Origin of the sequence: Antarctobacter sp. (assembly GCF_034670325.1) — a bacterium.
Lineage (GTDB): Bacteria > Pseudomonadota > Alphaproteobacteria > Rhodobacterales > Rhodobacteraceae > Antarctobacter.
This window is the reverse complement of sequence record NZ_JAXMNR010000002.1, coordinates 1-23,454: the sequence shown is the minus strand read 5'-3', so window position 1 is coordinate 23,454 and position 23,454 is coordinate 1. Positions and strand designations below refer to the sequence as shown.

General features: G+C 63.5%; 19 protein-coding genes and 1 pseudogene. 7 read left to right on the top strand and 13 right to left on the bottom strand.

The annotated features are described in order from the left end of the window. Positions 1-59: 59 nt before the first annotated feature. The 11 genes from VOI21_RS05325 to VOI21_RS05275 form a co-directional block, all read right to left on the bottom strand. On the bottom strand, positions 60-719 hold the full coding sequence (locus tag VOI21_RS05325; RefSeq protein WP_323768477.1) for a class II aldolase/adducin family protein: 660 nt from the start codon (positions 717-719) through the stop codon (positions 60-62). Between the two features lie 9 nt (positions 720-728). Continuing rightward, positions 729-1,769 carry a 2-hydroxyacid dehydrogenase gene (locus tag VOI21_RS05320; RefSeq protein ID WP_323768475.1) on the bottom strand — a complete coding sequence of 347 codons (1,041 nt, stop codon included), beginning with the start codon at positions 1,767-1,769 and terminating at the stop codon, positions 729-731. Beyond that, entirely contained in the window at positions 1,766-3,325 is a 1,560-nt protein-coding gene (locus VOI21_RS05315) for an FGGY-family carbohydrate kinase (RefSeq protein WP_323768473.1), read from the bottom strand. The genes VOI21_RS05320 and VOI21_RS05315 overlap by 4 nt, the downstream gene beginning before the upstream one ends. Next, complete coding sequence (locus VOI21_RS05310; RefSeq protein ID WP_323768471.1) at positions 3,322-4,950, bottom strand: FGGY-family carbohydrate kinase; 1,629 nt, start codon at positions 4,948-4,950, stop codon at positions 3,322-3,324. The genes VOI21_RS05315 and VOI21_RS05310 overlap by 4 nt, the downstream gene beginning before the upstream one ends. A gap of 7 nt (positions 4,951-4,957) precedes the next feature. Beyond that, positions 4,958-5,686, bottom strand: a complete 729-nt coding sequence (locus VOI21_RS05305) for an SDR family oxidoreductase (RefSeq protein ID WP_323768470.1) — start codon at positions 5,684-5,686, stop codon at positions 4,958-4,960. 28 nt (positions 5,687-5,714) lie between these two features. Next, positions 5,715-6,515, bottom strand: a complete 801-nt coding sequence (locus VOI21_RS05300; RefSeq protein WP_323768468.1) for an SUMF1/EgtB/PvdO family nonheme iron enzyme — start codon at positions 6,513-6,515, stop codon at positions 5,715-5,717. A gap of 103 nt (positions 6,516-6,618) precedes the next feature. Beyond that, complete coding sequence (locus VOI21_RS05295; RefSeq protein ID WP_323768466.1) at positions 6,619-8,883, bottom strand: arylsulfatase; 2,265 nt, start codon at positions 8,881-8,883, stop codon at positions 6,619-6,621. 30 nt (positions 8,884-8,913) lie between these two features. Beyond that, positions 8,914-9,924, bottom strand: coding sequence for an ABC transporter substrate-binding protein (locus VOI21_RS05290; protein WP_323768464.1), 1,011 nt, complete (start codon positions 9,922-9,924; stop codon positions 8,914-8,916). Between the two features lie 44 nt (positions 9,925-9,968). Next, positions 9,969-10,763, bottom strand: a complete 795-nt coding sequence (locus VOI21_RS05285) for an ABC transporter ATP-binding protein (protein WP_323768462.1) — start codon at positions 10,761-10,763, stop codon at positions 9,969-9,971. A gap of 53 nt (positions 10,764-10,816) precedes the next feature. After that, complete coding sequence (locus VOI21_RS05280) at positions 10,817-11,611, bottom strand: ABC transporter permease (protein WP_323768460.1); 795 nt, start codon at positions 11,609-11,611, stop codon at positions 10,817-10,819. 5 nt (positions 11,612-11,616) lie between these two features. Then, the gene (locus tag VOI21_RS05275; RefSeq protein ID WP_323768458.1) at positions 11,617-12,408 is read right to left on the bottom strand and encodes an ABC transporter permease; all 792 of its coding nucleotides are present in this window, start codon (positions 12,406-12,408) and stop codon (positions 11,617-11,619) included. A gap of 270 nt (positions 12,409-12,678) precedes the next feature. Between VOI21_RS05275 and VOI21_RS05270 the strand changes: the two genes are divergently transcribed. Beyond that, positions 12,679-13,698, top strand: coding sequence for a LacI family DNA-binding transcriptional regulator (locus VOI21_RS05270; RefSeq protein WP_323768456.1), 1,020 nt, complete (start codon positions 12,679-12,681; stop codon positions 13,696-13,698). Between the two features lie 253 nt (positions 13,699-13,951). Here the strand turns inward: VOI21_RS05270 and VOI21_RS05265 are convergent. Beyond that, positions 13,952-14,164: pseudogene (locus VOI21_RS05265) on the bottom strand (transposase domain-containing protein); the annotation flags it as partial. A 580-nt stretch (positions 14,165-14,744) separates the two neighbouring features. Next, positions 14,745-15,662: a LysR substrate-binding domain-containing protein gene (locus VOI21_RS05260; RefSeq protein ID WP_323768454.1), complete on the bottom strand. Its 918-nt coding sequence runs from the start codon at positions 15,660-15,662 to the stop codon at positions 14,745-14,747. A 153-nt stretch (positions 15,663-15,815) separates the two neighbouring features. On the opposite strand from VOI21_RS05260, the gene chvE reads away from it, so the two are divergent. The 6 genes from chvE to VOI21_RS05230 all read left to right on the top strand — a co-directional run bounded on the left by chvE (position 15,816) and on the right by VOI21_RS05230 (position 23,316). Then, on the top strand, positions 15,816-16,862 hold the full coding sequence (chvE, locus tag VOI21_RS05255) for a multiple monosaccharide ABC transporter substrate-binding protein (RefSeq protein WP_323768452.1): 1,047 nt from the start codon (positions 15,816-15,818) through the stop codon (positions 16,860-16,862). Positions 16,863-16,934: 72 nt separating this feature from the next. Beyond that, complete coding sequence (gene mmsA / locus VOI21_RS05250) at positions 16,935-18,455, top strand: multiple monosaccharide ABC transporter ATP-binding protein (protein WP_323769259.1); 1,521 nt, start codon at positions 16,935-16,937, stop codon at positions 18,453-18,455. A gap of 11 nt (positions 18,456-18,466) precedes the next feature. Beyond that, positions 18,467-19,702 carry a multiple monosaccharide ABC transporter permease gene (mmsB, locus tag VOI21_RS05245; RefSeq protein WP_323768450.1) on the top strand — a complete coding sequence of 412 codons (1,236 nt, stop codon included), beginning with the start codon at positions 18,467-18,469 and terminating at the stop codon, positions 19,700-19,702. Between the two features lies 1 nt (position 19,703). Beyond that, positions 19,704-21,446: an L-arabinonate dehydratase gene (araD, locus tag VOI21_RS05240; RefSeq protein WP_323768448.1), complete on the top strand. Its 1,743-nt coding sequence runs from the start codon at positions 19,704-19,706 to the stop codon at positions 21,444-21,446. Next, positions 21,446-22,372 carry a Gfo/Idh/MocA family oxidoreductase gene (locus tag VOI21_RS05235; RefSeq protein ID WP_323768446.1) on the top strand — a complete coding sequence of 309 codons (927 nt, stop codon included), beginning with the start codon at positions 21,446-21,448 and terminating at the stop codon, positions 22,370-22,372. Before araD ends, VOI21_RS05235 begins: the two co-directional genes overlap by 1 nt. Positions 22,373-22,398: 26 nt before the next feature. Further along, the gene (locus VOI21_RS05230; protein WP_323768444.1) at positions 22,399-23,316 is read left to right on the top strand and encodes a dihydrodipicolinate synthase family protein; all 918 of its coding nucleotides are present in this window, start codon (positions 22,399-22,401) and stop codon (positions 23,314-23,316) included. Positions 23,317-23,454: the final 138 nt, after the last annotated feature.

Below are 23,454 nucleotides of genomic sequence, written 5' to 3'. Positions count from 1 at the left end.
TTGGAATCCCGGACGGCAGGGCGGAAAACCCTGCCGACGGGACGCGCCGCATCAGCGCGTCATTTCTGGTCCTGAAGCCCGTAGCCGCCAAAGGCCTCGTGGGTCTCGGCAATATCCTGCTCGCTCAGAAGCACCGGCCCCCCGATGGACAGCGACAGGTAGTATTGCTGGGCGATTGCCTCCAGCTCAACGGCGCGCCACAGGGCCTTGGGCAGATCCGCCCCCAGGGCCAGGGCGCCGTGATTGGCCATGAGGCACGCGGTCCGGTCCTTCATCGCCTCCTTGACCAGAGTGGACAGTTCTTCCGAGCCAAAGCGCGCATAGCCGGCGCAGCGCACGTCGTCGCCACCAAAGGCCGCGATCATGTAGTGACAGCGCGGAATGGATTTCCGGGCGATGGCAAGTGCTGTGCAATAGGTCGGGTGGCCATGGACCACCGCGTTCACATCCGGACGCGACTGCAACATATCAAGGTGAAAGCGCCACTCGGTCGAAGGCTTCAGCGGGCCAGACCACGTGCCGTCGTTCCGGTCCAGCGGCATTTCGGCGATCAACTCGGGCGTCAGGTCCTCGTAGGGCGTGGCCGAGGGCGAAATCAGCATGCTGTCGCCGCTCCGCACCGACACGTTGCCGGAGGTTCCCTGTGTCAGCCCCAGTTTTGCCAGGCTTTGGCAGGCATCGACAAGCGATTGACGGAGGGTGGTTTCAGTATCTTTCATGATGCTCTCTCAGCAAGGGTTCAGGGGAGGTTCGTCTTCAAGCCAGCGGCGCACTTCTTCTGCCGCCTTGCTTGCCGCGACCCGCACGGTGCGCAGCGACGCGCCGGCGATGTGCGGGGTCAAGGTGACATTGGGCATGGTCAGCAGCGGAGAGTCCGCCGGTACGGGTTCGATCGGAAAGGTTTCGAGCATCGCGCCGCGCAGGTGCCCGCTTTGCAGTGCGGCAATCAAGGCGTCATAGTCGACAAGCGGCCCGCGGGCGGTATTGATCAGCGTGCTGCCCGGCTTCATCGCCGCAAAGGCCGTGGCGTCCATCATGCCCGTGGTCTCCTCGGTCACCCGTGGATGCAGGGTCACGATGTCGGACCCCGCGAGGATCTGATCGAAGGACACCATCTGGACCCCGGCGCGCAGGTCTTCGGCGGTCAGTTGCACGTAAGGGTCGGAGACAATGATCCGGCACCCGAAGGCCCGCAACAACGTGACCACCCGCTTGCCGATCTCGCCGTAGCCGATGACGCCGACGGTCATGTCGCACAGCTCGTCGCCGGTCACGTCCGCCCGATAAAGATCGGTGCGGTAGTCGCCCTTGCGCAGCGCCTCGTGGCCGCGGGCAAGGTTGCGCACCTCGGCGATGATGCCGCCGATGGCAAATTCGGCCACGGCACTGGCATTCCGTCCGGGCGTGTTGACCACGGTGACGCCCTGCGCCTGGGCGGCGGCCATGTCGACGTTGACCGGCCCGCCGCGGCTGACCGCTACCAGTTTCAGATCGGGCAAGGCCTTCATCATCTCGCCCGACAGGGGCGCGTGGTGAATGACGGCAACCTGTGCGCGGCCGATATGGGCCACCACCTCGTCCGGGTCGCCCTGGAATTCCTGGATGCCTTCGATACGCGAGCCCTTGTAGCCCTGCTCCAGCGGAGCGTCGGGCCAGTCATAGTCCATCCGGCGCACGGAAACCTTGTCACCGCAAACCGCGCGGATGTAGGACTCAAAAGTTTCCGACAGCATGAACCTGTCGCCGATGATCGCAACTTCCGTCGTCATGAGATGTCTTTCCTTGTCCTCGCCTGGCTGTGCCAAAGCGGCTGCATGGTGTGTCGTCCGTCCCGAAAGGCCGGGAACAGACCGTCGTAAAGCCTGGTCAGGTCCGGGTCTGGCGGCACGGCGTCGCAAAGAAGCGGCGTGACCCAGACGGTGCTCGCCTCTTCCAGCGAGCCGAAGACCCCGGATTGCACCGCCGCGATCATCGCCGCCCCTGCGGCGCCGGTTTCTTCCTGCGCGACGGCCCGGACAGGCCGGTCGAGGGTGGCGGCCAGGATCCGGACAAGCTGGGCCGACCGCGCCGCGCCCCCTGCCACCCGTATCTCGTCCGGGATGGCGCCCATCGCCGCGTAGCAATCGCGCGCCGCCATCGCCAGGCCTTCGTAGACGCCGCGCACCATCTCGGGCCAGCCGACCGTACGGTCCAGCCCGGTAAAGCTCGCCCGGGCCTCCGCGTCCGAGAACGGCCCGCGTTCGCCGGTGGGCGCAATATAAGGATGATAGGCCGCGGCCCCGGGGCGCGCGCTGGCCACCAGGGCGTCAAAACCGCCCAGGATGTCCGACTGGTCTGTCGGGTGTCCGGCGGATTTCAGCACGTCGCCGGCGATCCCTGCGATCCAGTCGATGTTGATCGCCGCCGCCATGTTGGTCTGGACCTGCCCGAAGGCCCCATCGGCCAGCGCCACGGTATAGCCCGTCCTGTCCGGGTTCAGCACGATGTCATCGACGGTGGCGGCATGGCGGGTGTGGACCCCGGTTGAGCCGAGGATCGACAGGCCCGGACGCACCGCCGCATCGCACAGCCCGGTGGCAATCCCCGAGGTCACGATATCCATGTAGCCAAGGCTGACAGGTAATCCCGCGGGCAACCCGGTTTCGGCGGCGGCGCGTTGGGTGAGCTTGTGCGCGGTCCTGCTGCCATCGACGATCGGTGGCAGAAGGTGGCGCAGGTCATCGAGCCCAAGCGCCGCGATCACGTCGTCGCTATACGCGCGGGTGCGGATATCACCGAAGTTCAGAACCGCTTCGCTGACGTCCGCAACTGCCTCGCCGGTCAGACAACAATACAGCCATTCCTTGCAATGCAGGGCATGGGCCGCCTTGGCCACCGTCCCGGGCGCGGTCCGCCGCAGCCAGGGTAACTGCGCCCGCATCTGGCACAGGTTAACGCCGGTTGCCGTGGCGCGATAGATCGTGTCGTGCCGATCCGATCCGGTGATCGCGCGCGCCTCCTCGACCGCGCGGGAATCGAGCCAGAGCATCGCGTTGTCCACCGCTGCGCCCCCGGCATCGATCAGCCATGTGCCGTCGCCCTGAGCCGTCACACCCATCGCCAGCGCCCGGCTGGCCAGGTCCGGGATCGTCTCTGACAGCTGATAGAGCATCTGCGCGGCCAGTTGCCATGTCTGCGCCATGCCCTGCACGGCGGCCCCGTCCGGCGAGGTCCGGTACCGGTTGCCGACACCCGCCACCCCCAGTTGCCGGCCGGTCAGATCAAAGGCCACGGCCTTGATGACGGAGGTGCCCGCATCCAACCCGATCAGGATATCCTTCTTCATGCGGACCGTCCGTCCGGCGTTCGCGCGGCCGCCTGCAATGCGGTGAACCGTCGATACCGACGCGCCTGCATCTCCCGGGTCGCGCCTGCTGCGGGCGTGAACCGCCGGTCGAGGCTGGACATCTCGGCCATCGCCGTGGCCAGCGTGTCAAAGTGACCGGCGGCGACCGCGCCCAGCATCGCGCTGCCCAGCAGCACCGGCTCGGGCGATGTCGGCTCGGCCGTGGTGATACCCGCCGCATCGGCCAGCACCTGCTTGACGAGGGCACTGGCCCCGGCCCCGCCACTGATGACCACCGTATCGGGGGCCACGCCACAGGCGGCCTGGGCATCGAGGATCTGGCGCAGGCCATAGCCGATCCCGCACAGCCCGGCGATGTAGAGCGCGATATGCGAGGCCAGATCGCGTCGTAGGTCAAGCCCGGCAATGATCGCGCGGGCGGAGGGGTCGGACAGCGGCGCCCGGTTTCCAAGGAAATCCGGCACCACGATCACGTCACCCGCCAGGTGCCCGGCGTCTTCCGGTCGGTCGATCCGCGCGGCCGCTTCCGCCAGCAGGTAGTCGGTGACCGAAAGCCCCCTGTCACGCGCGGCGGCCTCGGTCGCGGGGTAATGGGGATGCATCCGCACCAGGTGCGCGATGGCTTCGCCCGCCGCTGATTGACCGCCTTCGATCAGCCAGTGATCAGGCAGCATCGCGCCGTAATACGGCCCCCAGACGCCGGGCACGATGGTTTCGCGGGACGAGGAGGTCATGGTGCAGGCCGAGGTGCCAAAGACATAGGCCATGCGTGTCTGCGCTGGCGCCCCCTTGGCCCCCACCGTTCCGACACCGCCCGCATGGGCGTCGATCATCCCGGCGGCCACGGGTATCCCCGCCACCAGCCCCAAGGCCCCGGCAGCCGTTTCCGTCAGGCCGGAGCCCAGCGCCTGGCCCGGTGCCACGACCCTGGGGCCGATCCGGGCGAAATCACCGTCACAAAGGTCGGACAGGCCAACCTGCCGGAAGTAACTGGCATCGAAGGCGCCTTCATGCGCGAGATAGGTCCATTTGCACGTCACCGTGCAGCTCGACCGGCTCAGATCGCCGGTCGCCCGCCATGTCAGGTAATCGGCGAGGTCCATGAAATGCCCGGCCCCGGCATAGGTGTCGGGCAGGTTCTCTTTCAGCCACAGCAACTTGGGCGTTTCCATCTCGGGCGAAATGCTGCCGCCCACGTAGTCAAGCACCCGGTGCCCGGTGGCATTGATCCGCGCCGCCTGTGCCGCGGCGCGCTGGTCCATCCAGACGATGATATTGCGGGCAGGATCGCCCGACGGGCTCACGCTGACCGGAGTGCCGTCATCCGATACGGCCACCAGCGAACAAGTCGCGTCAAAGCCGATGCCCGCCACGGCCCCGGCAGGCACATCGGCCGCCTCCAGCGCTTCGCGGACCGCCACGCAGACCGCATTCCAGATATCGTCCGAGGATTGCTCGGCCATGACTCCCTCGCGCCAGATGCGGATCTCGCGCTTGCCGGTGCCCAGCATCCGCCCGTCCGCGGCGAACACACCGGCCCGCGCGCTTCCTGTGCCGACGTCGACGCCCAGAAAGACAGGGGGGTGGTCAGAAGAACCTGTCATCGCGCCCTCACAAATCGACACTGTTGGGCAGGATCACAAGATCGCGGACCGTGACGTTGCGGGGTCGCGTCAGCATAAAATGCACGCAATCGGCAACCTCCCGGGGCTGCATCAGGCTTCCGTTGGCCAGGGCCTCGTCCATCTTGGCCTTAGGCCAGTCGTCCAGCAGCGCTGTCACCACCGGGCCGGGCAGCACCGCGCCGACGCGAATGCCGTGCGGGGCCATCTGGCGCCGCACCGTATGGGTAAAGGCCTGCACGGCGTGTTTCGACGCGGTGTAGATCGGCTCCCACATCACCGGCACGACGCCGGCGATCGAGCTGGTCATGATGATGTCGCCCGTCCGGCGCTCTTTCATGTGCGGCAGGACCGCCCGGACGGTGCGAAAGGCGGCATTGATGTTGAGGTTCAGCACCCGGTCCCAGTCATCCGGGTTGCCTTCGGAGACATCGCCGCCGACATAGCCGCCGGCATTGGCGTGAAACACGTCGAGGTGCCCCAGCCGGTCCAGGATCTGCGGCAGCATCCGGTCGACGCTGGCAGGATCCAGAAGGTCGGTGACTATCGGCACCGCGCCCTCGCCCAGGTCCACACATATGGCCGTCAAAAGATCCTCGGCCCGGTCGACCAGCGCCACCTGTGCGCCGGATGCCAGGCAGACCCGAGCGCATTCCAGCCCGATGCCGGACGCCGCCCCGGTGATGGCGATGGTCTTGCCGTCAAGTTCTTTTCCCATTGGGCCCTCCTGTCAGGGGTGTCGGTTGTCAAGCATCGAAGGCGAGGCGAAAGCCCTGGTGCGCGGTGGTCGATCCGGGCGGCACGCCAATGCGGGCGGCAATCCGGTAGCGGTGGCAGTAGCTGTCATGGCAGAGGAACGATCCTCCCTTGAGCAGCGCCCGCCCCGGGTCATGGCCCATCTCGTTGGAGAAGGTGTCGCGGGTCCATTCCCAGACGTTGCCGCACATGTTGTAGAGGCCGATGGGATTGGGCCGCAGCGCATCCGCGGCAACGGTCCCGCTATCTGACGCCGGGTCTGGAAACCGGCCTTCGAAGATCCGGCAGACTGCTCCGCCGCCTTCCGGCGGCTCGTCATCGCCCCAGGGAAAGGTCTTCTCCCCGGTCCCGCCACCGCGCGCGGCATGTTCCCACTCCGCCTCGCTGGGCAGATGCCCGCCGGCCCATTGCGCAAAGGCCATGGCGTCGGCCTGCGCGACATGCACGACCGGGTGGTCCAAGGGCCCGGGGCTCTCCCCGCCCATCGGAAACCGCCAGTTGGCCCCTTCGGTCAGCCGCCACCATTCCGTGCCCCAGGGCGCGCCCAGAACCCGGGCCGCCCCGGCAACATGGCTGTGAAACACAAAGGAGCTGCCTGCGCGTTCCGCCTCGGTGACATAGCCGGTGTCCTGCACGAAAGCCGCGAATTGCGCGACGGTTGTCGCCGTACAGGCCATCGCGAATGGCGCAACCGCAACCGGACCGCGCCGCCCCTCACCGTCACCGGGGATACGGGGCGTCTTCGTACCGAGCATGACCTCACCCGCAGGAAGTTCCACCCGGTCGATCATGCCCCCACCCCGCGCCCGCCGCACCGGCGTTGACGTCGGAGGGGACGGGCGGTGCAAGGGGGCCGGAGCGGCGCAGCAACTGCGCGGCTCCGATACCATGGCATCAGTCCTGGGATTCATAATCGTTGGGTCCGGCGATATCGTTGCCAAGGGTGATGCGGACGCGGTCGATCTCGCCCGTGAAGGCAAATCCCTGCTGGCCTTCGTAGACCGGGCTGACGGGCGAACCCGCGTCGCGACCAAGGCTGAAACCTTCCCAGTCCATGAAATAGCGATAGGTCTCGGGCAGCGCGGTCCTCGCCGTTTCCTGGCCATTGATGAGCAGCCTGCCCTCGCCCTCGCGCACGCCGGTCTTGTCGAACTTGTAGACGATATCGATCCAGTCGCCGCCCGCCGGAACGTCACCTTCGACGCGGAACATCTTCTGGTAATAGTTGTACTCATGGACGATGCGGCCCTGCTTGACATAGAGCGTATAGCCGCCGCAAAGCCCGCCGCAGGCGGCAATGACACCTTCGCCGCCCTCGGGCACGCGCACCCGCGCGGCAATCTCGTAAGACCGGTCGAGGGTAAAGGGCGCGGCGCCACCGGGAATATTGGTCATCCCCGGGTAGAAGACGAACTCCTGCTGGATCCGTGGCGATTCATCCCGCGGGCGCGACATGGCGCGGCGTTCGGCAAAGCCCCGGTCGTCCAGCGGCAGTACGTCGTAGCGTCCCGCCTCGGCCCACCACAATTCGATCAGCTTGCGCAGGCGCTCGGGCTCCTGCCGGGCCAGGTCGGTGCTTTCCGAGAAGTCTTCGGCGACGTGGTACAATTCCCACTGGTCGTCTTCGTAGTCGGAATAGCGCTTGTGATAGGCAACCGCCTTCCACCCGTCGTGCCAGATGGCGCGGTGGCCGAACATCTCGAAGATCTGCGCGCTCTTGCGGGTGGGGGCGCCCGCGTCGTCAAAGGAATATTTCATGCTGGTGCCATGAATATTCATCTGCGGAATGCCCTTGATCTGGGCAGGGGCCTCCGTGTCGATCACCTCGAGGATGGTGGGCACGATGTCCATCACGTGATGAAACTGGCTGCGGATGCCGGTTTCCTTGAGCCCCTTGGGCCAGTGCACGATCAGCGGATCCTGAACGCCGCCGGCATGAGTGTTCTGCTTGTAGCGGCGCAGCGGCGTGTTCTCGACCTGCGCCCAGCCGATGGGATAGTTGTTCTTGGCATGCATGGTGCCGATCTGGTCGATCCGTTCGAGATTGTAGTCGAAGGATTCCGCATCCATGTTCTCGTAGAAGGTGGTGCTGGTCGATCCGTGGATCTGCCCTTCCTGGCTGGCGCCATTGTCGGACATCAGGAAGATCACCGTGTTGTCCAGCTTGCCCAGTTTTTCAAGGTGGGCAAAAACGCGGCCCAGTTCCTTGTCGGAGTGGTCGAGGAAGGCGGCATAGGCTTCTTCGAACTTGCAATAGAGCCGCTTTTGATCGTCGGAGAGGCTGTCCCAGGGTTCCACGCCCTCGTTGCGCGGCACAAGCTTGGTGCCTTCGGGGACGATGCCCATCTCGATCTGGCGTTCCAGCCGGCGTTCGCGCGCCACGTCCCAGCCTTCGTCGAACCGACCCTTGTACTTGTCGAGGTAGTCCTGCGGCGCCTGATGCGGCGAATGCATCGCCCCCAGCGCGTAATACATGAAGAACGGCTTGTTGGGCGCCAGAGATGCGTGATCGGTCAGGAACTTGCAGGCATTGTCGGCCAGATCCTCGTTCAGCGTATAGCCTTCGTCCGGCGTGCGGGGCGGCTCGATATGCTGGTTGTCGCGCACCAGCGAGGGGCGGAACTGGTCGGTCAGCGCCTCGAGAAAGCCGTAGAACTTGTTGAACCCGCGTCCCAGCGGCCAATGGTCAAAAGGGCCGACGGACGACATCTGGTCGGCGGGGGCAAGGTGCCATTTGCCCACGGCGTAGGAATTGTACCCTTCGGGGGCCAGCATGTCGGCCAGCGTCCCGGCATTGTGCCGGATCGCGCCGCGTTTGCTGGGAAAGCCGCTGTCGGCATTGGCGATGATCGACATGCCGACAGCGTGGTGGTCCCGCCCGGTAAGAAGGGAGGCCCGAGTGGGAGAGCACAAGGCCGTGGTGTGGAAGTTGTTGTAGCGAAGACCCCCCGCGGCCAGTCGGTCGATATTGGGGGTTTCCGCGTCGCCGCCGTAGCACCCCAAGCTGCCGAACCCCAGATCATCAAAAAGGATCACGAGGATATTCGGGCTGTCTTCCTTCGGGCCTTTGGTTTCCGGCCACCAGGGGGTCGAGTCCTTGTAGGTCCGGCCGATCTGGCCCTTGAAAACCTCGTTTACCGTATCGCTCGTGATGCTCATTTGTGATGTCCTTCTGTGGGAATTACGGTCTTATTTTCGCAGGGCTTTTGCCGCCATCAGCACGTCCAGCGCGACGGGCTGCATCGACCTGAGGTCGGGCACCTCGTCATAGGCGCCCGCCGCCACCAGGATCTCGGCCCCGGCGATCAGCGTGTCGATCGTGGCGCCCGATTTCATGTCGGCTATTGCTTCGTCCAGGGTCTGGAAATCGCGCAGGCTGAAGGCATAGGCGGCGGTTTCCTTGGTGCCTTCGATGCCGGTGTCCTTGTAGTACTGGAGCGCGAGGTCGACGGCCTTTTCCGGGTTGGCGCGGATGTATTCGTTCGCGCGATAGGCGGCGTCGACGAATTTTGCGGCGGCCTCCGGATCGTCGTTCCAGAAGCGGCTGGTGATGATCCATGGGGCGATGACGGAGGTGCCCGCGATCTCGCCGTCGCAGATCACCTCGAAGGTGTCCTTGTCCATCACGATGTCGAAATCCGCGCTGGCGGCCGTGGTGCCTGCGCCCACTTCGCCATTGCGCAGCGACTGGCGCGTCACCGGCGGATCAAGCGGCACAATCTCCAGGTCGCCATGCGCCACGCCGAAATGATCGGCGCAGGCAAACAGCACCTGGCTCCAGGTCGAATTGGGCACCGTGCCGATGCGCACCTTGGCCAGCGCTTCGGCCGCGGTCATGCCCTCCATGGCATCCTTGCGCATGATCAGCTTGATGTTGCGGCTTTCCTTCTGCATCGTGCCAAAGGAAATCAGCTTGAACTTGTCCCAGCCCGAGATCGCCGGCGGCCCGCCGGTCCAGCCTGCCTGCCAGTCGCCGGACACGCCGGAGGCCAGCGCCGCACCGCCATTGGGGAAATAGGTGGTTTCCACGTCCAGCCCGTTATCTTCGAAATAGCCAAGGTGGTCGGCCAGCCACATGGGGTATCCGGCCTCGTTCGGTTGGCTGTTCAGGTGCACGCTGGTCTGGGCCAGTGCTCCGCCCGCGGTCAGGGCCAGCACGGCCGCGCCCGCAGCAAGCTGCTTGAGTGAATGGAATGTCATGGTCTTTCTCCTCTGGTTGGATCGTGTCGACGGCGGTCGTGCCGTCAGGCCGCCATGATCTCTTCGCGCACCAGCGCCCAGATCTCGCGCCGGGCTTCGATGAATTCGGGATGTTCGGCGGCCTGTTCGATATCGCCCCGCTTCCACACGACGTCGCGCGGCAGCCGGATTTCCTTCTTGATGCGGCCCGGGCGACGCGACATGACAATCACCCGGTCGCTCAGATAGACGGCCTCTTCCACCGAATGGGTGATGAACAGGACGGTGTAGTGCATCTGGTGACTGAGCCGCTGGACCTCTTCCTGGAGAATGGTCCGCGTCTGGGCGTCCAGCGCGCCGAAGGGTTCGTCCATCAGCAAGATCTCGGGTTGCATCGCCAGCGCCCGGGCAATGGCGACGCGTTGCTGCATGCCGCCCGAAAGCTGGCTGGGATAGCTGTCGCGAAACTGGGTCAGCCCCATGATCTCGAGCTGTTCGCGCAACCGTCGCTCTTGTTCGTCGCGCGGCACTTTGGTCATCTGCAGGCCGAACTTGATGTTCTGGGCCACGGTTTCCGACGGGAACAGGGCGAACTTCTGGAACACCACGCTGCGGCGCGGACCTGGTTTTCCGGCCGGCTTGCCGTCGATCAGGATCTCGCCCCGTGTCGCGTCCTCAAGCCCGGCGCCCACCGTCATCAGGGTGGACTTGCCGCAGCCCGAGGGCCCGACGACGCAGACGAACTCGCCTTTCTGCACCGAGACCGTACAATCGTCGACCGCCAGCACCCCGGACCCTTCGGGCCCGTACCACTTGGTGATGTTGCGCAGTTCCAGCTTGGGGACGGTGGTATCGGGCATGGGGTTTTTCCTTGAAAGGCTTGGGCCGGTTTCGGGCAGGGATTGGAAGGCGGTCACAGACGCTTCCACGGCATCAGGCGGCGTTCGAGCTGTTGCACGGCAAGGTCGATCAGCACCCCCAAGACACCGATGGCGATGATCCCGACAAAGATGGTGGAGACCGAGTCGTTCTGCTGGCCCTGGGCAATCAGGAATCCCAGGCCGGTCTTGCCGACCACCAGTTCCGCGCCCACCAGCGCCATCCAGCCGTTGCTGATGGCGATGCGGATCCCGGTAAAGATGCTGGGCGTGGCGACCGGCACCACGACCCGGCGCAGGGTCTGGTACTGACCGGCCCCAAAGACGCGGGCGGCCCGGATCAAGATGGTGTCCACGTGCTGGACGCCAAGCTGTGCATTGATGACGCAGGCCGGAAAGGCCGCGATGAACACCACCATCGCCTGTGTCGTCGTCGAGGCCCCGAACCACAGGATCGCGATCGGAACCCAGGCAAAGGGCGGGATATAGCGCAGGGTTTCGAAGACCGGGTTCACCACGGCGCGAAACCACGGCGCCCAGGCAAAGAAGATACCGATCGGCACCCCCAGAAGGACGGCCAGGAACACGCCGTAGAACCAGCGCTCAAGCGAGGCCAGGACATGACCCGACAGCGCGGCCCCGGCGAAAGGCTCCGAAATCAGGTTGGCAAAGCGCGCGGCCACTTCGAAGGGCGACGGAAGCACCTCTGAGCCGACCCATCCGAACACGCTGGTGGAAAACACCCAGGCCAGGCCGAGAAGCCCAAGGGAGACCGTCCCATAGACCAGGGGAAGCGGAAGGGGGGACGAAGGGGATATCTTGGCGGTCATGCGACTTATCCTTTCTGCTGGGGAAGCGACCAGGGCGCGAGAAGACGCGTCGCAAGCTTCATCAGGACCGACAGCAGGACACCCAGCAGGCCGATCAACAACATCGCCACGACCAACACATCCGTGTCGAGCATCCGCGAGGCATTGAGCGCCACGTATCCAAGCCCCGCCGTGGCCGCGAGAAGCTCTGCCGCGACGAGCGTTGTCCAGGCATTGCCAAGCGCGATCCGGGCGCCGGCAATCAACGTGGGCAGCGCGGTCCGGCAGACGATCCGCGTCAGGATCTTGCGGTCGCTCGCGCCCAGCGTCCGGCCTGCGTTGATCAGCAACGGATCGACCGAGCCGACGGCCTGCATGGAATTCATCAGCCAAGGCACGAGCGCGGCAATGAAGACCACGAATATCCGCGCCGGCTCACCGATGCCCATCCACACCAGCGTGAGCGGAATCCAGGCCAGCGGGGGCACCGGGCGGATCAATTGGAAAAGCGGGAAGACAAGCCATTTCACCCGCGGCCACCACGCCATCGCCACGCCGAGCGGCACGCCGACGATCCCGCCAAGCGCCCAGCCCGCCAGCACGATGGACAGCGAACTGAACACATGGCCCAGCAAGGTGCTGCCGATGTAAGGCTTGACCCACATGCGTGCGAACCGGTCCACGACATCGCCGGGCGAAGGCAGGAACAGGGACGACACCGGCCCGCTGCTGCGCGTGATCCACGCCCAGAGAGCGATCCAGGCAAAACAGGCCGCCACGCTGACAAAAAACAGGTTTCCGTTGGCTAAACGCCGCATCGGTCTCTCCCCTTACCGATTTCCTCCCGGCCCGACTCCCCAGGCTCGATCGCAAGATGTCAGTAAACCGTTTAACTGTCAACGCGGTTTCCAGCCGGCTGGAGAAATCCGAGCAAGAGCGAAGAAAAAGTAGAATAATAAGTTCTTTATCAATGTGTTAACATTACATTTGGCCAAGTATGCCAAAAGTTTCGGCCTCACGGGTCGCAAGAATATTTACAGGATGCCAGAAACGATATAACTGTTTAACACCCCGAGGAGTATGGCAGAGTGGAACCGGACGAGGCGAAGAAAAGACCATCGATAAAGGATGTCGCACGCGAGGCCGGCGTTTCGACGGCGACGGTTTCCCATGTATTTTCCGGCAAGAAACACGTCAACGAAGCCTCTGCCCGCAAAGTACGCCGTGCCGCCAAGAAGCTTGGCTACACGATTGACCGGGTCGCGGCACAATTGCGAACGCGGCGCACCAAGATCATTGCGGTTCTGGTTCCTAACCTCGAGGATCTCTTTCTCAACCGGTTCATATCGCTGATCGAATCCCGCGCCGAAGATGCCGGCTACCAGGTGATCGTGTCCTGTTCGCGCGACGATCTGAAAGTCGAACAGGACCGCCTGCGGGCGCTGATGGGCTGGCGTCCCAGCGGCCTGATCCTCGTGCCCTGCATCGAAGCGATTCCTGACATGCTGTTGAAAGAATACCCTGATGTGCCGGTAGTCGCCGTTGATCGGGTCAACCCGGCATTGTCGAAGTATGACACCGTCACGACCGACGATTTTGCCTCGGGCCGCGACGTGGCCCGGCACTTGATCGACCTGGACGCGCAAAACATCCTCGTGCTGGCGGCCAGCGATGAAATCTTTACCCAGAAAGAACGTATCCGTGGCATCGAGGACTGCGCGCGGGACGCGGGCAACGTGGTGGTCAACACGCTGGTCGCCGGGCCCGACGCCAAGAAAGCGGCAGGGAAATTGTCGGACTGGCTGGACGACAACCCACAGACCAAGGCGGTCATCGGGTTGACCAATGTCATGACGCTGGCCGCCCTGTCGGCCTTTTCCTCCCGGTCGATCGAGCCGCCAAAGAACATGATGCTGGCCGGGTACCACGATTCCTTGTGGATGACCGCGCGGCGCGTCCCGATAACGACGGTGGCACAACCGGTCGACGCAATTGCCAACGCCGCTTGGGAGCGTATCAGCAGCCGGATCGGCAAGGACGGCGACCAGGTGCTGAACATCATTTACAAAAGTACGCTGATCAAGCGGAAGTCGACATCGGAAGATTGAGCCGTCGCCATAAAGAACAGGATGTCGTCGGATCAACCCGCTTGGCTGCAATCCTGGCACCCAGGGCCTCAAGAGCGGCGAAGCCGCCGCATATAGTCATGCCGAAGACGGTGCGATCGCCGTCTGGCTCAGGATTCCCGCGTCGCGCACGATTGGGTCCGGCATTGCCGGGTCCCACCGCGATTGGTGATCGTCGTGCCTTGGTGTCGCGTTGCCTTTACATCGGTAGGCGTTGTCCCCGCCTCACGCGAGATCAGCTTGACGACTGGAAGTTCCACGGGAGGAGTTCATCGAGCCGGATGGCGGGGTGACCTGCAGCGATGGCTTCGAGGGTGGCCTTGAGGTAGGCGAAGCGTTCGACGTTGCTGATCTTCGCCGTGGCGATGAGCGAAGCGATGCGGCCCCAAGCGCGGCCGCCTTCGTCGTGACCAGCAAAAAGTGCGTTCTTCCTCGTCAGTGCGATAGGGCCCGAAGGACCGACCGAGATTCCGCAGCCACAGCAAGCTCCGGAAACTGCTTCGATTGAATGGCTGCTTCTGCAACGTTGTTATCGTCACCTTGCGGTAGCGGCGAACGACCGAAATCCGCCCTTCTACTAAGATGCACATGTCGCAGCATCTGCCCATTTAGGCTCACAGCCGCCATTTTCCGCACTACAGCAGAACAAGTGGCCTTAGCGCAGAATTCCGTCCCTATCCACAACTGACCCCTTATGGGGATCACTGACCGCTCGGTTCGATCTGTCTGTCTTTCCTGGCCTGGCGCCGAGACGTGAGAAACGGGCCGACATAGCTCGACAGGAAAATTGCCATGGTGACGATGACCGCAGTGATCGCGCCCGTTCCTGCGATGAGAAGACTGCATTAGGGCGCGGGAAAGCTGCGGACGGCAATCCGTCGGGCCCAGATGAAAGCCAGCAGGCCATTGGACCTGTCGCGGTTTGGTGCCTTGAAGCGCATCGGATATCGATCAACACATCATCAAATCCCAATCGGGACGATCAGCCGCTCCGACAATACTCCCTGACTCACCGGTCGCGCACAGCTTCAAATCCGTTCCAGCACCTCAGCCAACAGTCGTTCTGCCGCCCTCGACAGTTTCCGGCTGCCGTCGCGGATCACGAAATAGCTTGGCACGATGATCGGCTGGCGCAGGTTCACAGCATCGATGTTGGCGCCAATATCGGCGTGAACCAGCAGTTCCTTGACCTCTTCGGACTGCGGCGCAATCGCCTGGCCACGGGCGACCTGCGCCAAGGCCACCAGCAGAGACGAACTGTTCAGCACCCGCGGCGGCGTCGGCACACCTTCGGCGTGAAAAGCGGCCTCGACCGCTTGTCGGATCGGCATGCCGCGTTCCTGCATGACCCATGGGAATCCGGTCAGGTCAGACAAAGCCACATCCTCGCGGCGCGCCAGCGGATGTGTGGTATGTACCAGCAGCGCCACCACCTCTGTCCGTGCCGGATGGATATGAAAATTGCGGCTGTCATGGGTCGGCGGAATTCGCCCGAGTATGAAATCGTACCGGCCTTCTTCAAGCTGCCGGATCAACTCGGTCGAAGGTGCGACATCGACGTTGATCTCAAGATCCGGACTGCTTTCAAGAACCGCCTGCACCGCTGGCATCAAACAGCCCGCAGCCGGTCCGGTGACAGAGCCAACCCGAACCTCCCCCAACGCACCGGCCTGCAGAAGCCCCAGTTCATGCTCCAACGTCTCGACCTCACCCAGAATAACCCGGGCATGACGCACAAAGGCCGCCCCGGCGGAAGACAGTTCCATCCCCTTGGGGTGACGGATGAACAGGGGGCTGCCGATGGTTTTTTCGAAATCAGACAAGATGCGCGAGGCGGCTGGCTGCGACATCGCTAGCGCCTGCGCCGCAAGCTGCAATTGCTGCGTCTCTGCGATCTTGAGGATCAGTTCAAGATGCGCCGGTTTCATGCGTCGCGCGATATCCATGCCAATGACATATCACTTTTGATATGAAGATCGTCAATATCAGAATTTTACAGGTATGCTTCTCGTCAGTAACGTGCCGCCACGGATCACCCTGATCCGTGGCACAAAATGGCGTCAACGCGGGAGGCGGGCGCCGATCCTGGGAGGGACATCATGACCATGAAACTTCTGCTCGCTTCGGCGGCAGTGGCGTTGACCGGCTTTGGCGCCATGGCTGAAACCGTCGGCATCGCGATGCCGACCAAATCCTCGTCGCGCTGGATTTCCGACGGCGAGTCGATGGTGGAACAGTTCAAGGCCGCCGGCTACGACACCATCCTGCAATACGCCGAGGACGACATTCCCAACCAGCTGGCCCAGATCGAGAACATGATCACCAACGGGGTCGACGTTCTGGTGATCGCCGCCATCGACGGCACCACCCTGTCGAGCGCGCTGGAAAACGCCCACTTCGCAGACATCCACGTCATCGCCTATGACCGGCTGATCCGCGACAGCGAATATGTCAGCTATTACGCCACCTTCGACAACTTCAAAGTCGGCGTTCAGCAGGCCAGCAGCCTTGTCGCCGGTCTGAAAGAGCGTTTCGGCGACGGCCCCTACAATGTCGAACTGTTCGGCGGCTCGCCCGACGACAACAACGCCTATTTCTTCTACAACGGCGCCATGTCGGTACTGCAACCGCTGATCGACGCGGGCACAGTCAACATCGTCTCGGGCCAGATGGGCATGGACACCGTGGGCACGCTGCGCTGGGACGGCGCGGTGGCGCAGGCGCGGATGGATAACCTGTTGTCGGCGCACTACACCGACCAGCAGGTACATGGCGTTCTGTCGCCATATGACGGCCTGTCCATCGGCATCATTTCGTCGCTCAAGGGCGTCGGTTATGGCTCTGGCGATCAGAAGATGCCGATTGTCTCCGGTCAGGACGCCGAAATCCGCTCTGTCAAATCCATGCTGGCGGGTGAACAGTATTCGACGGTGTTCAAGGACACCCGCGAACTGGCGCGCGTGACCGTCGGCATGGCCGAGGCGCTGCTGGCCGGCGGTGAGCCTGAGATCAACGACACCACCACCTATGACAACGGTGTCAAGGTCATCCCGTCCTACCTGCTGGAACCCGTCTCGGTGGATCTGTCCAACTGGGAAGACGTGATCATCGGCTCCGGCTACTACACCATGGACCAGGTCAAGTAACGACGGTTCCTCCCGGGGTCCGTCCGCCCGATTGCGGACGGGCGGGCCTTGGCAACCACAAAGGGCATGGACATGGCGGCGCTACTCGAAATGCGCGGGATCACCAAGGCGTTCCCGGGGGTCAAGGCGTTGGACGCGGTCAACCTGACCGTCGAGGCCGGAGAGATCCACGCGCTGGTCGGAGAAAACGGGGCGGGCAAATCCACCCTGATGAAGGTGCTCTCGGGCGTCTATCCGGCAGGCAGCTACGACGGCGAAATTCACTATGACGGCGCGCTGGCGGAATTCGCCAACATCTCGGACTCCGAGGCGCGCGGGGTCATCATCATCCATCAGGAACTGGCACTGGTGCCGCTGCTGTCGATTGCCGAGAACCTGTTTCTGGGCAACGAACGCGCCAAGGCGGGTGTGATCAACTGGCGTGAGACCAACCAGCGCACCGGCACGTTGCTGAAAAAGGTCGGCCTGAAAGAACCGCCCAGTACGCTGGTGGACAAGCTGGGTGTCGGCAAGCAGCAACTGGTCGAGATCGCCAAAGCGCTGTCCAAAGAGGTACGCCTGCTGATCCTGGACGAACCCACCGCCGCCCTGTCGGAAAGCGACAGTCAGGCGCTGCTGGACCTGATGCTGGAACTCAAGACCCAAGGCGTCACCCAGATCATCATCAGCCACAAGCTGAACGAGGTGCGCCGCGTGGCGGACACCGTGACCGTGATCCGCGACGGGTCAACCGTGTCCACGATGGACGCCCGCGCCGAGCCAATCACCGAAGACCGCATCGTGCGCGACATGGTGGGCCGCGACATGGCGCACAGGTATCCTGCCCGCGAACGGCGCGCCGGTGACCTGCTGATGGAAGTCAAGGGCTGGAACGTCTGGCACCCGTTGCACACTGACCGGCAGGTCATTCACGACATCAACATGGCGGTCCGCGCCGGTGAGGTTGTGGGCATCGCGGGACTGATGGGCGCGGGCCGCACCGAACTGGCCATGAGCCTCTTTGGCCGCTCCTACGGACGCGCCATCACCGGCAGCGTCGAGATTGGTGGCAAGCCGGTCGATGTCAGCACCGTCAGCCGCGCCATCGATGCTGGGCTGGCCTATGTGACCGAGGACCGCAAATCGCTGGGCCTGATCCTGGATGAGACGATCCAGCGCAACATCACGCTGGCCAACCTCGAAGCGGTCTCTCGTGGCCAGGTCCTGAACGAGACGGCAGAGACCCGCGTAGCCGAGGACTATCGCAAGGCCCTGAACATCCGCACGCCCAGCGTCTTTCAGCAGGTGGTGAACCTGTCTGGCGGCAACCAGCAAAAGGTCGTGCTGTCGAAATGGCTGTTCGCGAAGCCAGAGGTTCTGATCCTCGATGAACCGACCCGGGGCATCGACGTGGGTGCGAAATTCGAGATCTACGGGATCATCAACGACCTGTCCGCAGAGGGCAAAGGCGTGGTGATGATCTCATCCGAGATGCCCGAGTTGTTGGGCATGTGCGACCGCATCTACGTTATGAACGAGGGCGCTTTTGTCGGCGAACTCAGCGCCGAAGTGGCCAGCCAAGAGCGCATCATGTCGCTCATCGTGACCGAGTAGGAGAGCCGGACATGGACATTGCAGAACACGGGGCCGAGACCCCGCAAAAACAGGGCATCGGCGAATACCTTGTGCGCCACCTGCGCGAATACGGGCTGCTGTTTGCACTGATCGCCATCATGGCCTTCTTTCAGATCGTCACCGGCGGCACACTGCTGAAACCGGTGAACGTCACCAACCTGTTGCTCCAGAACAGCTATATCGTGATCATGGCGCTGGGCATGCTGATCGTTATCGTCAGCGGCAACATCGACCTGTCCGTTGGCTCTGTCATGGGGTTTGTCGGCGCGCTGGCCGCTGTCATGATCGTCGAATGGGAGCAATCCACCGCTGTCACCATGATCACCTGCATGATCGCGGGCGGTCTGATCGGCGCGGCGCAGGGATACTGGATCGCCTATTGGAAGATCCCCTCGTTCATCGTGACGCTGGCGGGCATGCTGGTGTTTCGCGGTGCCTCTCTCTGGCTGCTCGAAGGGCAATCGCTTGGCCCCTTCCCGCGTGAATTCCAGATGCTGTCCAACGGCTTTGTTCCCGACATCTTTCCTGCGGGCGTCAGCCAGACCGTGGCGGATCTGTTGGGACAAAAGCGGATCAACGTACTGGCGCTGGGCACCGGCATCGTCGCCGCGGCACTGATCCTTTGGATGGAACTGAAAGCCCGCGCGCAGAATCGCGCCTATGGCGTAGTGGGCGAACCACAGGCGTTTTTCCTTGCCCGCATCGGCATCGTCTCCGTCGCGCTGATCTTTATCCTGTTCAAGTTGTCGACCTTTCGGGGTCTGCCCAACGTGCTGATCACCATGGGTGTTCTGACCATCATCTATGCCTTCTTCACCGAACGCACCGTGACGGGGCGGCGGATCTATGCGCTGGGGGGCAACGAAAAGGCCGCCAAGCTGTCAGGCATCAAGACTGAACGTCTGACCTTTCTCGCCTTCACCAACATGGGGGTTCTGGCTGCAATCGCGGGCATGGTCTTTGCCGCGCGCCTGAACTCTGCCACCCCCAAGGCGGGCTTTGCGCTGGAACTGGACGTGATCGCTGCCGTGTTCATCGGTGGTGCGTCGATGTCTGGCGGCGTGGGCAAGATCGTCGGCGCGGTTGTCGGGGCTTTCCTGATGGGGGTGCTGAACAACGGCATGTCCATCATGGGCATCGGCATCGACTACCAGCAAGTGATCAAGGGGCTTGTGCTGCTCGCCGCCGTGATCTTTGACGTTTACAACAAATCCAGGCAGGCGTGACATGACCTTCAAACCGGCACAATGGCCCCGCAGGCTGCGCAGTCAGGAATGGTACGGCGGCACCTCGCGCGATGTGATCTATCACCGTGGCTGGCTCAAGAACCAAGGCTACCCCGATGACCTGTTCGACGGACGGCCCGTTATCGGCATCCTCAACACATGGTCCGATCTGACGCCTTGCAACGGCCACTTGCGCGAGCTGGCCGAAAAGGTAAAGGCGGGCATCTGGGAGGCCGGTGGTTTCCCGGTCGAGGTGCCGGTGTTCTCTGCATCCGAGAACACCTTTCGCCCCACGGCGATGATGTTCCGCAACCTTGCCGCCCTGTCGATCGAGGAACAAATCCGTGGCCAACCGATGGACGGCTGCGTCCTGCTTGTGGGCTGTGACAAGACCACACCCTCTCTGCTGATGGCGGCGGCCTCCTGCGATCTGCCGTCGATTGTCGTCACCGGCGGGCCGATGCTGAACGGCTGGTTTCAGGGTGAACGCGTCGGCGCAGGCACCCACCTGTGGCGCTTCTCCGAGGCGGTGAAGGCCGGAGAGATGACCCAAGATGAATTTCTGGATGCCGAGGCCGCAGTGACGCGCTCTTCCGGCACATGCAATACGATGGGCACGGCGTCCAGCATGGCCAGCATGGCCGAGGCGCTGGGTATGGCGCTATCCGGCAACGCGGCGATCCCGGCGGTGGACAGTCGCCGCCGAGTCATGGCGCAGTTGTCCGGGCGGCGCATCGTGCAGATGGTCAAAGATGATCTCAAACCGTCCGACATCCTGACGCGCGAGGCGTTTGAGAACGCCATTCGCACCAATGGCGCGGTGGGCGGATCAACCAACACCGTTGTCCACCTGCTGGCCATTGCGGGGCGCACCGGGGTCGACATCACGCTGGACGACTGGGACCGCTGCGGGCGCGACGTAGCCACGATCCTGAACCTGCAACCGTCGGGCAAATACCTGATGGAAGAGTTCTTTTATGCGGGCGGGCTGCCCGTTGTGCTGAAACGGCTTGGCGAGGCGGGCAAACTGCATCGCGAGGCGCTGACCGTGTCGGGTGAACCAATCTGGGACGAGGTCAAGAACGCGACAAACTGGAATGAGGACGTGATCCTGCCGGTGGACAAGGCGCTGACATCGCAGGGCGGCATTGCCGTGCTCAAAGGCAACCTTGCCCCAAAGGGCGCAGTGCTGAAACCCTCCGCCGCGTCGCCCCATTTGATGCAACATCGCGGCCGCGCCGTCGTCTTTGAGGATATCGACGACTACAAGGCCCGGATCGAGGATGACGCGCTGGACATAGATGAGACCTGCATCATGGTCCTGAAAAACTGCGGGCCAAAGGGCTATCCGGGTATGGCAGAGGTGGGCAACATGGGCCTGCCGTCCAAGGTTCTGAAACGCGGGATCAAGGATATGATCCGCATCTCGGACGCGCGCATGTCGGGCACCGCCTATGGCACCGTGATCCTGCATACCTCACCAGAGGCCGCCTCCGGCGGACCGCTGGCGGTGGTCCGCAGCGGCGACATGATTGAGGTTGACGTCCCTGCCCGCCGCCTGCATCTGGATATCCCCGAGGATGAATTGCAGGCCCGTCTGGCCGACTGGAAACCCAGTCATGACCGCGCCGAAAGCGGTTATGCCTGGCTGCACCAGCAACACGTCGAAGGCGCCGACAGCGGTGCCGACCTCGATTTTCTCAAAGGGTGCCGGGGTGCGCCTGTCGGAAAGGACTCGCATTGATGGACATTGCACTCGTCGGAATTGGCAAGATCGCGGTGGATCAACATGTGCCCGCTATTGCCGCCTCGCCGGATTGGGAACTGGCCGCAACCGTGTCGCGCCAAGGCAGCGTGGACGGTGTCGACAGCTATACAGACTTTGCCCGGATGCTGGCCGAGCGGCCGGAAATTCGGGTCGTCTCGCTCTGCCTGCCGCCGGTGCCGCGCTTTGATTATGCCGCCGCCGCTCTGGCAGCCGGTCGCCATGTCATGCTGGAAAAGCCGCCCGGTGCCTCCCTGTCGGAATGCCACCGGCTGATCGACTTGGCGCGTGCGCAGGGGGTTTGCCTGTATGCCACATGGCATTCGCGTGAGGCGGCGATGGTCGCCCCGGCGAAAGCATGGCTGGCCGACAAGACGCTGAAACGGCTGACCGTCACTTGGAAAGAAGACGTGCGCCGCTGGCATCCCGGTCAGGACTGGATCTGGGAGCCGGGTGGTCTGGGAGTGTTTGATCCGGGCATCAACGCCCTGTCCATCGTGACGGAGATCCTGTCCGATCCGATCCACCTGACCGAGGCGACACTGGAGGTGCCGGAAAACAAGCAAGGCCCGATAGCGGCCAGCCTGCGGTTCGCCCACCCGGCCGGAGCCGATGTCAGTGCGATCTTCGACTGGCGGCAGGACGGCGACCAGATCTGGACCATCCACGCCGAGACCGATGGCGGCTCCCTGGCCCTGCACGACGGCGGCGCGCGAATGGTTATCGGTGGGCAGGAACAAACCGCCGAAGGACCGGCGCTGACCGGCGAATATCCCCGTCTTTACGCCAACATGGCCCGACTGGTTTCGACCGGCGACAGCGACGTGGATCTGTCCCCCATGCGCCATGTGGCCGATGCCTTCTTGTTGGGACGGCGCATGACCGTCGCCCCGTTTCACGACTGACCTTGCCACCCCCGAAAGGACCCGACATGAAATCGCCCCTGACCGGCATCCTGCCAGTGGCCCCCACGCCGTTCCACGACGATGGCCGCGTTGATGAGGACGGCATGCGCCGCGTTCTGGACTGCATCATCGACCAGGGCGTCGATGCCATCTGCATCCTCGCCAATTACTCTGAACAGTTCCTGTTGTCCGACGACGAACGCGCCACGCTGATGCGGGTCAGTCTGGAACACGTCGCGGGCCGGGTCCCGGTGATCGTCACCATCAGCCATTTCCACACCGGCATCGTCGTGAACCGCGCCAAGGCGGCACAGGCGCTGGGGGCGGCCATGGTGATGGTGATGCCGCCCTATCACGGTGTCGGGCTTGTCCCCGGCGAGGCCGGAATTTACGAGCATTATCAGGCGATATCCGACGCAGTCTCTATCCCGATCATGGTGCAGGACGCGCCGCTTTCAGGGTGCCAACTGTCTGTGCCCCTGCTGGTCCGCATGGCGAAAGAGCTGGAAAACGTCAGCTATTTCAAGATGGAGATGCCCTTTGCAGCCGACAAGCTGGCGGCGCTGATCGAGGCGGGCGGCGATCATATCGTTGGCCCCTTCGACGGCGAAGAGGCGGCCACCCTGCTGGCCGATCTGGACGCAGGCTGTACCGGGACCATGACCTCGGGGCTGCAATGCGAACATATCGGCGGCATCATCCGCAGTTATTTGGCCGGGGACACCGACTCCGCTCTGGCGCAATGGACCCGTTGCCTGCCGCTGATTAACCACGAAAATCGTCAATGTGGGTTGCGCGCCACCAAGGTGGTGATGAAAGAAGGCGGTGTGATCGGGTCGGACCATGTACGCCACCCGCTCAAACCCATGTCCCCGCGCACGCGGGACCGTCTGCTGCAACTGGCAGGCGACCTAGACCTCATTGCCTTGAAATGGGGCAAATAAGGAGATCCGATATGCCCGACACGTTTACCCCCCACGGCCAGCACCTGATTGCGGGTGAGTGGGTTGCCAGCGCGGCCACATTTGCCTCTGACCCGGCGCACGGACCGGCGCATGCCTTTGCCACCGGCACGCCCGACC

Bases quoted from the DNA above. Each gene is read 5' to 3' on its own strand.
- VOI21_RS05315 (WP_323768473.1), bottom strand. From the start codon at position 3,325: ATGAAGAAGGATATCCTGATCGGGTTGGATGCGGGCACCTCCGTCATC.
- VOI21_RS05230 (WP_323768444.1), top strand. From the start codon at position 22,399: ATGAAATCGCCCCTGACCGGCATCCTGCCAGTGGCCCCCACGCCGTTC.
- VOI21_RS05290 (WP_323768464.1), bottom strand. From the start codon at position 9,924: ATGACATTCCATTCACTCAAGCAGCTTGCTGCGGGCGCGGCCGTGCTG.
- chvE (WP_323768452.1), top strand. From the start codon at position 15,816: ATGACCATGAAACTTCTGCTCGCTTCGGCGGCAGTGGCGTTGACCGGC.
- araD (WP_323768448.1), top strand. From the start codon at position 19,704: ATGACCTTCAAACCGGCACAATGGCCCCGCAGGCTGCGCAGTCAGGAA.
- VOI21_RS05305 (WP_323768470.1), bottom strand. From the start codon at position 5,686: ATGGGAAAAGAACTTGACGGCAAGACCATCGCCATCACCGGGGCGGCG.
- VOI21_RS05235 (WP_323768446.1), top strand. From the start codon at position 21,446: ATGGACATTGCACTCGTCGGAATTGGCAAGATCGCGGTGGATCAACAT.
- mmsA (WP_323769259.1), top strand. From the start codon at position 16,935: ATGGCGGCGCTACTCGAAATGCGCGGGATCACCAAGGCGTTCCCGGGG.
- VOI21_RS05280 (WP_323768460.1), bottom strand. From the start codon at position 11,611: ATGACCGCCAAGATATCCCCTTCGTCCCCCCTTCCGCTTCCCCTGGTC.
- VOI21_RS05325 (WP_323768477.1), bottom strand. From the start codon at position 719: ATGAAAGATACTGAAACCACCCTCCGTCAATCGCTTGTCGATGCCTGC.
- VOI21_RS05285 (WP_323768462.1), bottom strand. From the start codon at position 10,763: ATGCCCGATACCACCGTCCCCAAGCTGGAACTGCGCAACATCACCAAG.
- VOI21_RS05275 (WP_323768458.1), bottom strand. From the start codon at position 12,408: ATGCGGCGTTTAGCCAACGGAAACCTGTTTTTTGTCAGCGTGGCGGCC.
- VOI21_RS05295 (WP_323768466.1), bottom strand. From the start codon at position 8,883: ATGAGCATCACGAGCGATACGGTAAACGAGGTTTTCAAGGGCCAGATC.
- VOI21_RS05300 (WP_323768468.1), bottom strand. From the start codon at position 6,515: ATGATCGACCGGGTGGAACTTCCTGCGGGTGAGGTCATGCTCGGTACG.
- VOI21_RS05310 (WP_323768471.1), bottom strand. From the start codon at position 4,950: ATGACAGGTTCTTCTGACCACCCCCCTGTCTTTCTGGGCGTCGACGTC.
- mmsB (WP_323768450.1), top strand. From the start codon at position 18,467: ATGGACATTGCAGAACACGGGGCCGAGACCCCGCAAAAACAGGGCATC.
- VOI21_RS05260 (WP_323768454.1), bottom strand. From the start codon at position 15,662: ATGGATATCGCGCGACGCATGAAACCGGCGCATCTTGAACTGATCCTC.
- VOI21_RS05320 (WP_323768475.1), bottom strand. From the start codon at position 1,769: ATGACGACGGAAGTTGCGATCATCGGCGACAGGTTCATGCTGTCGGAA.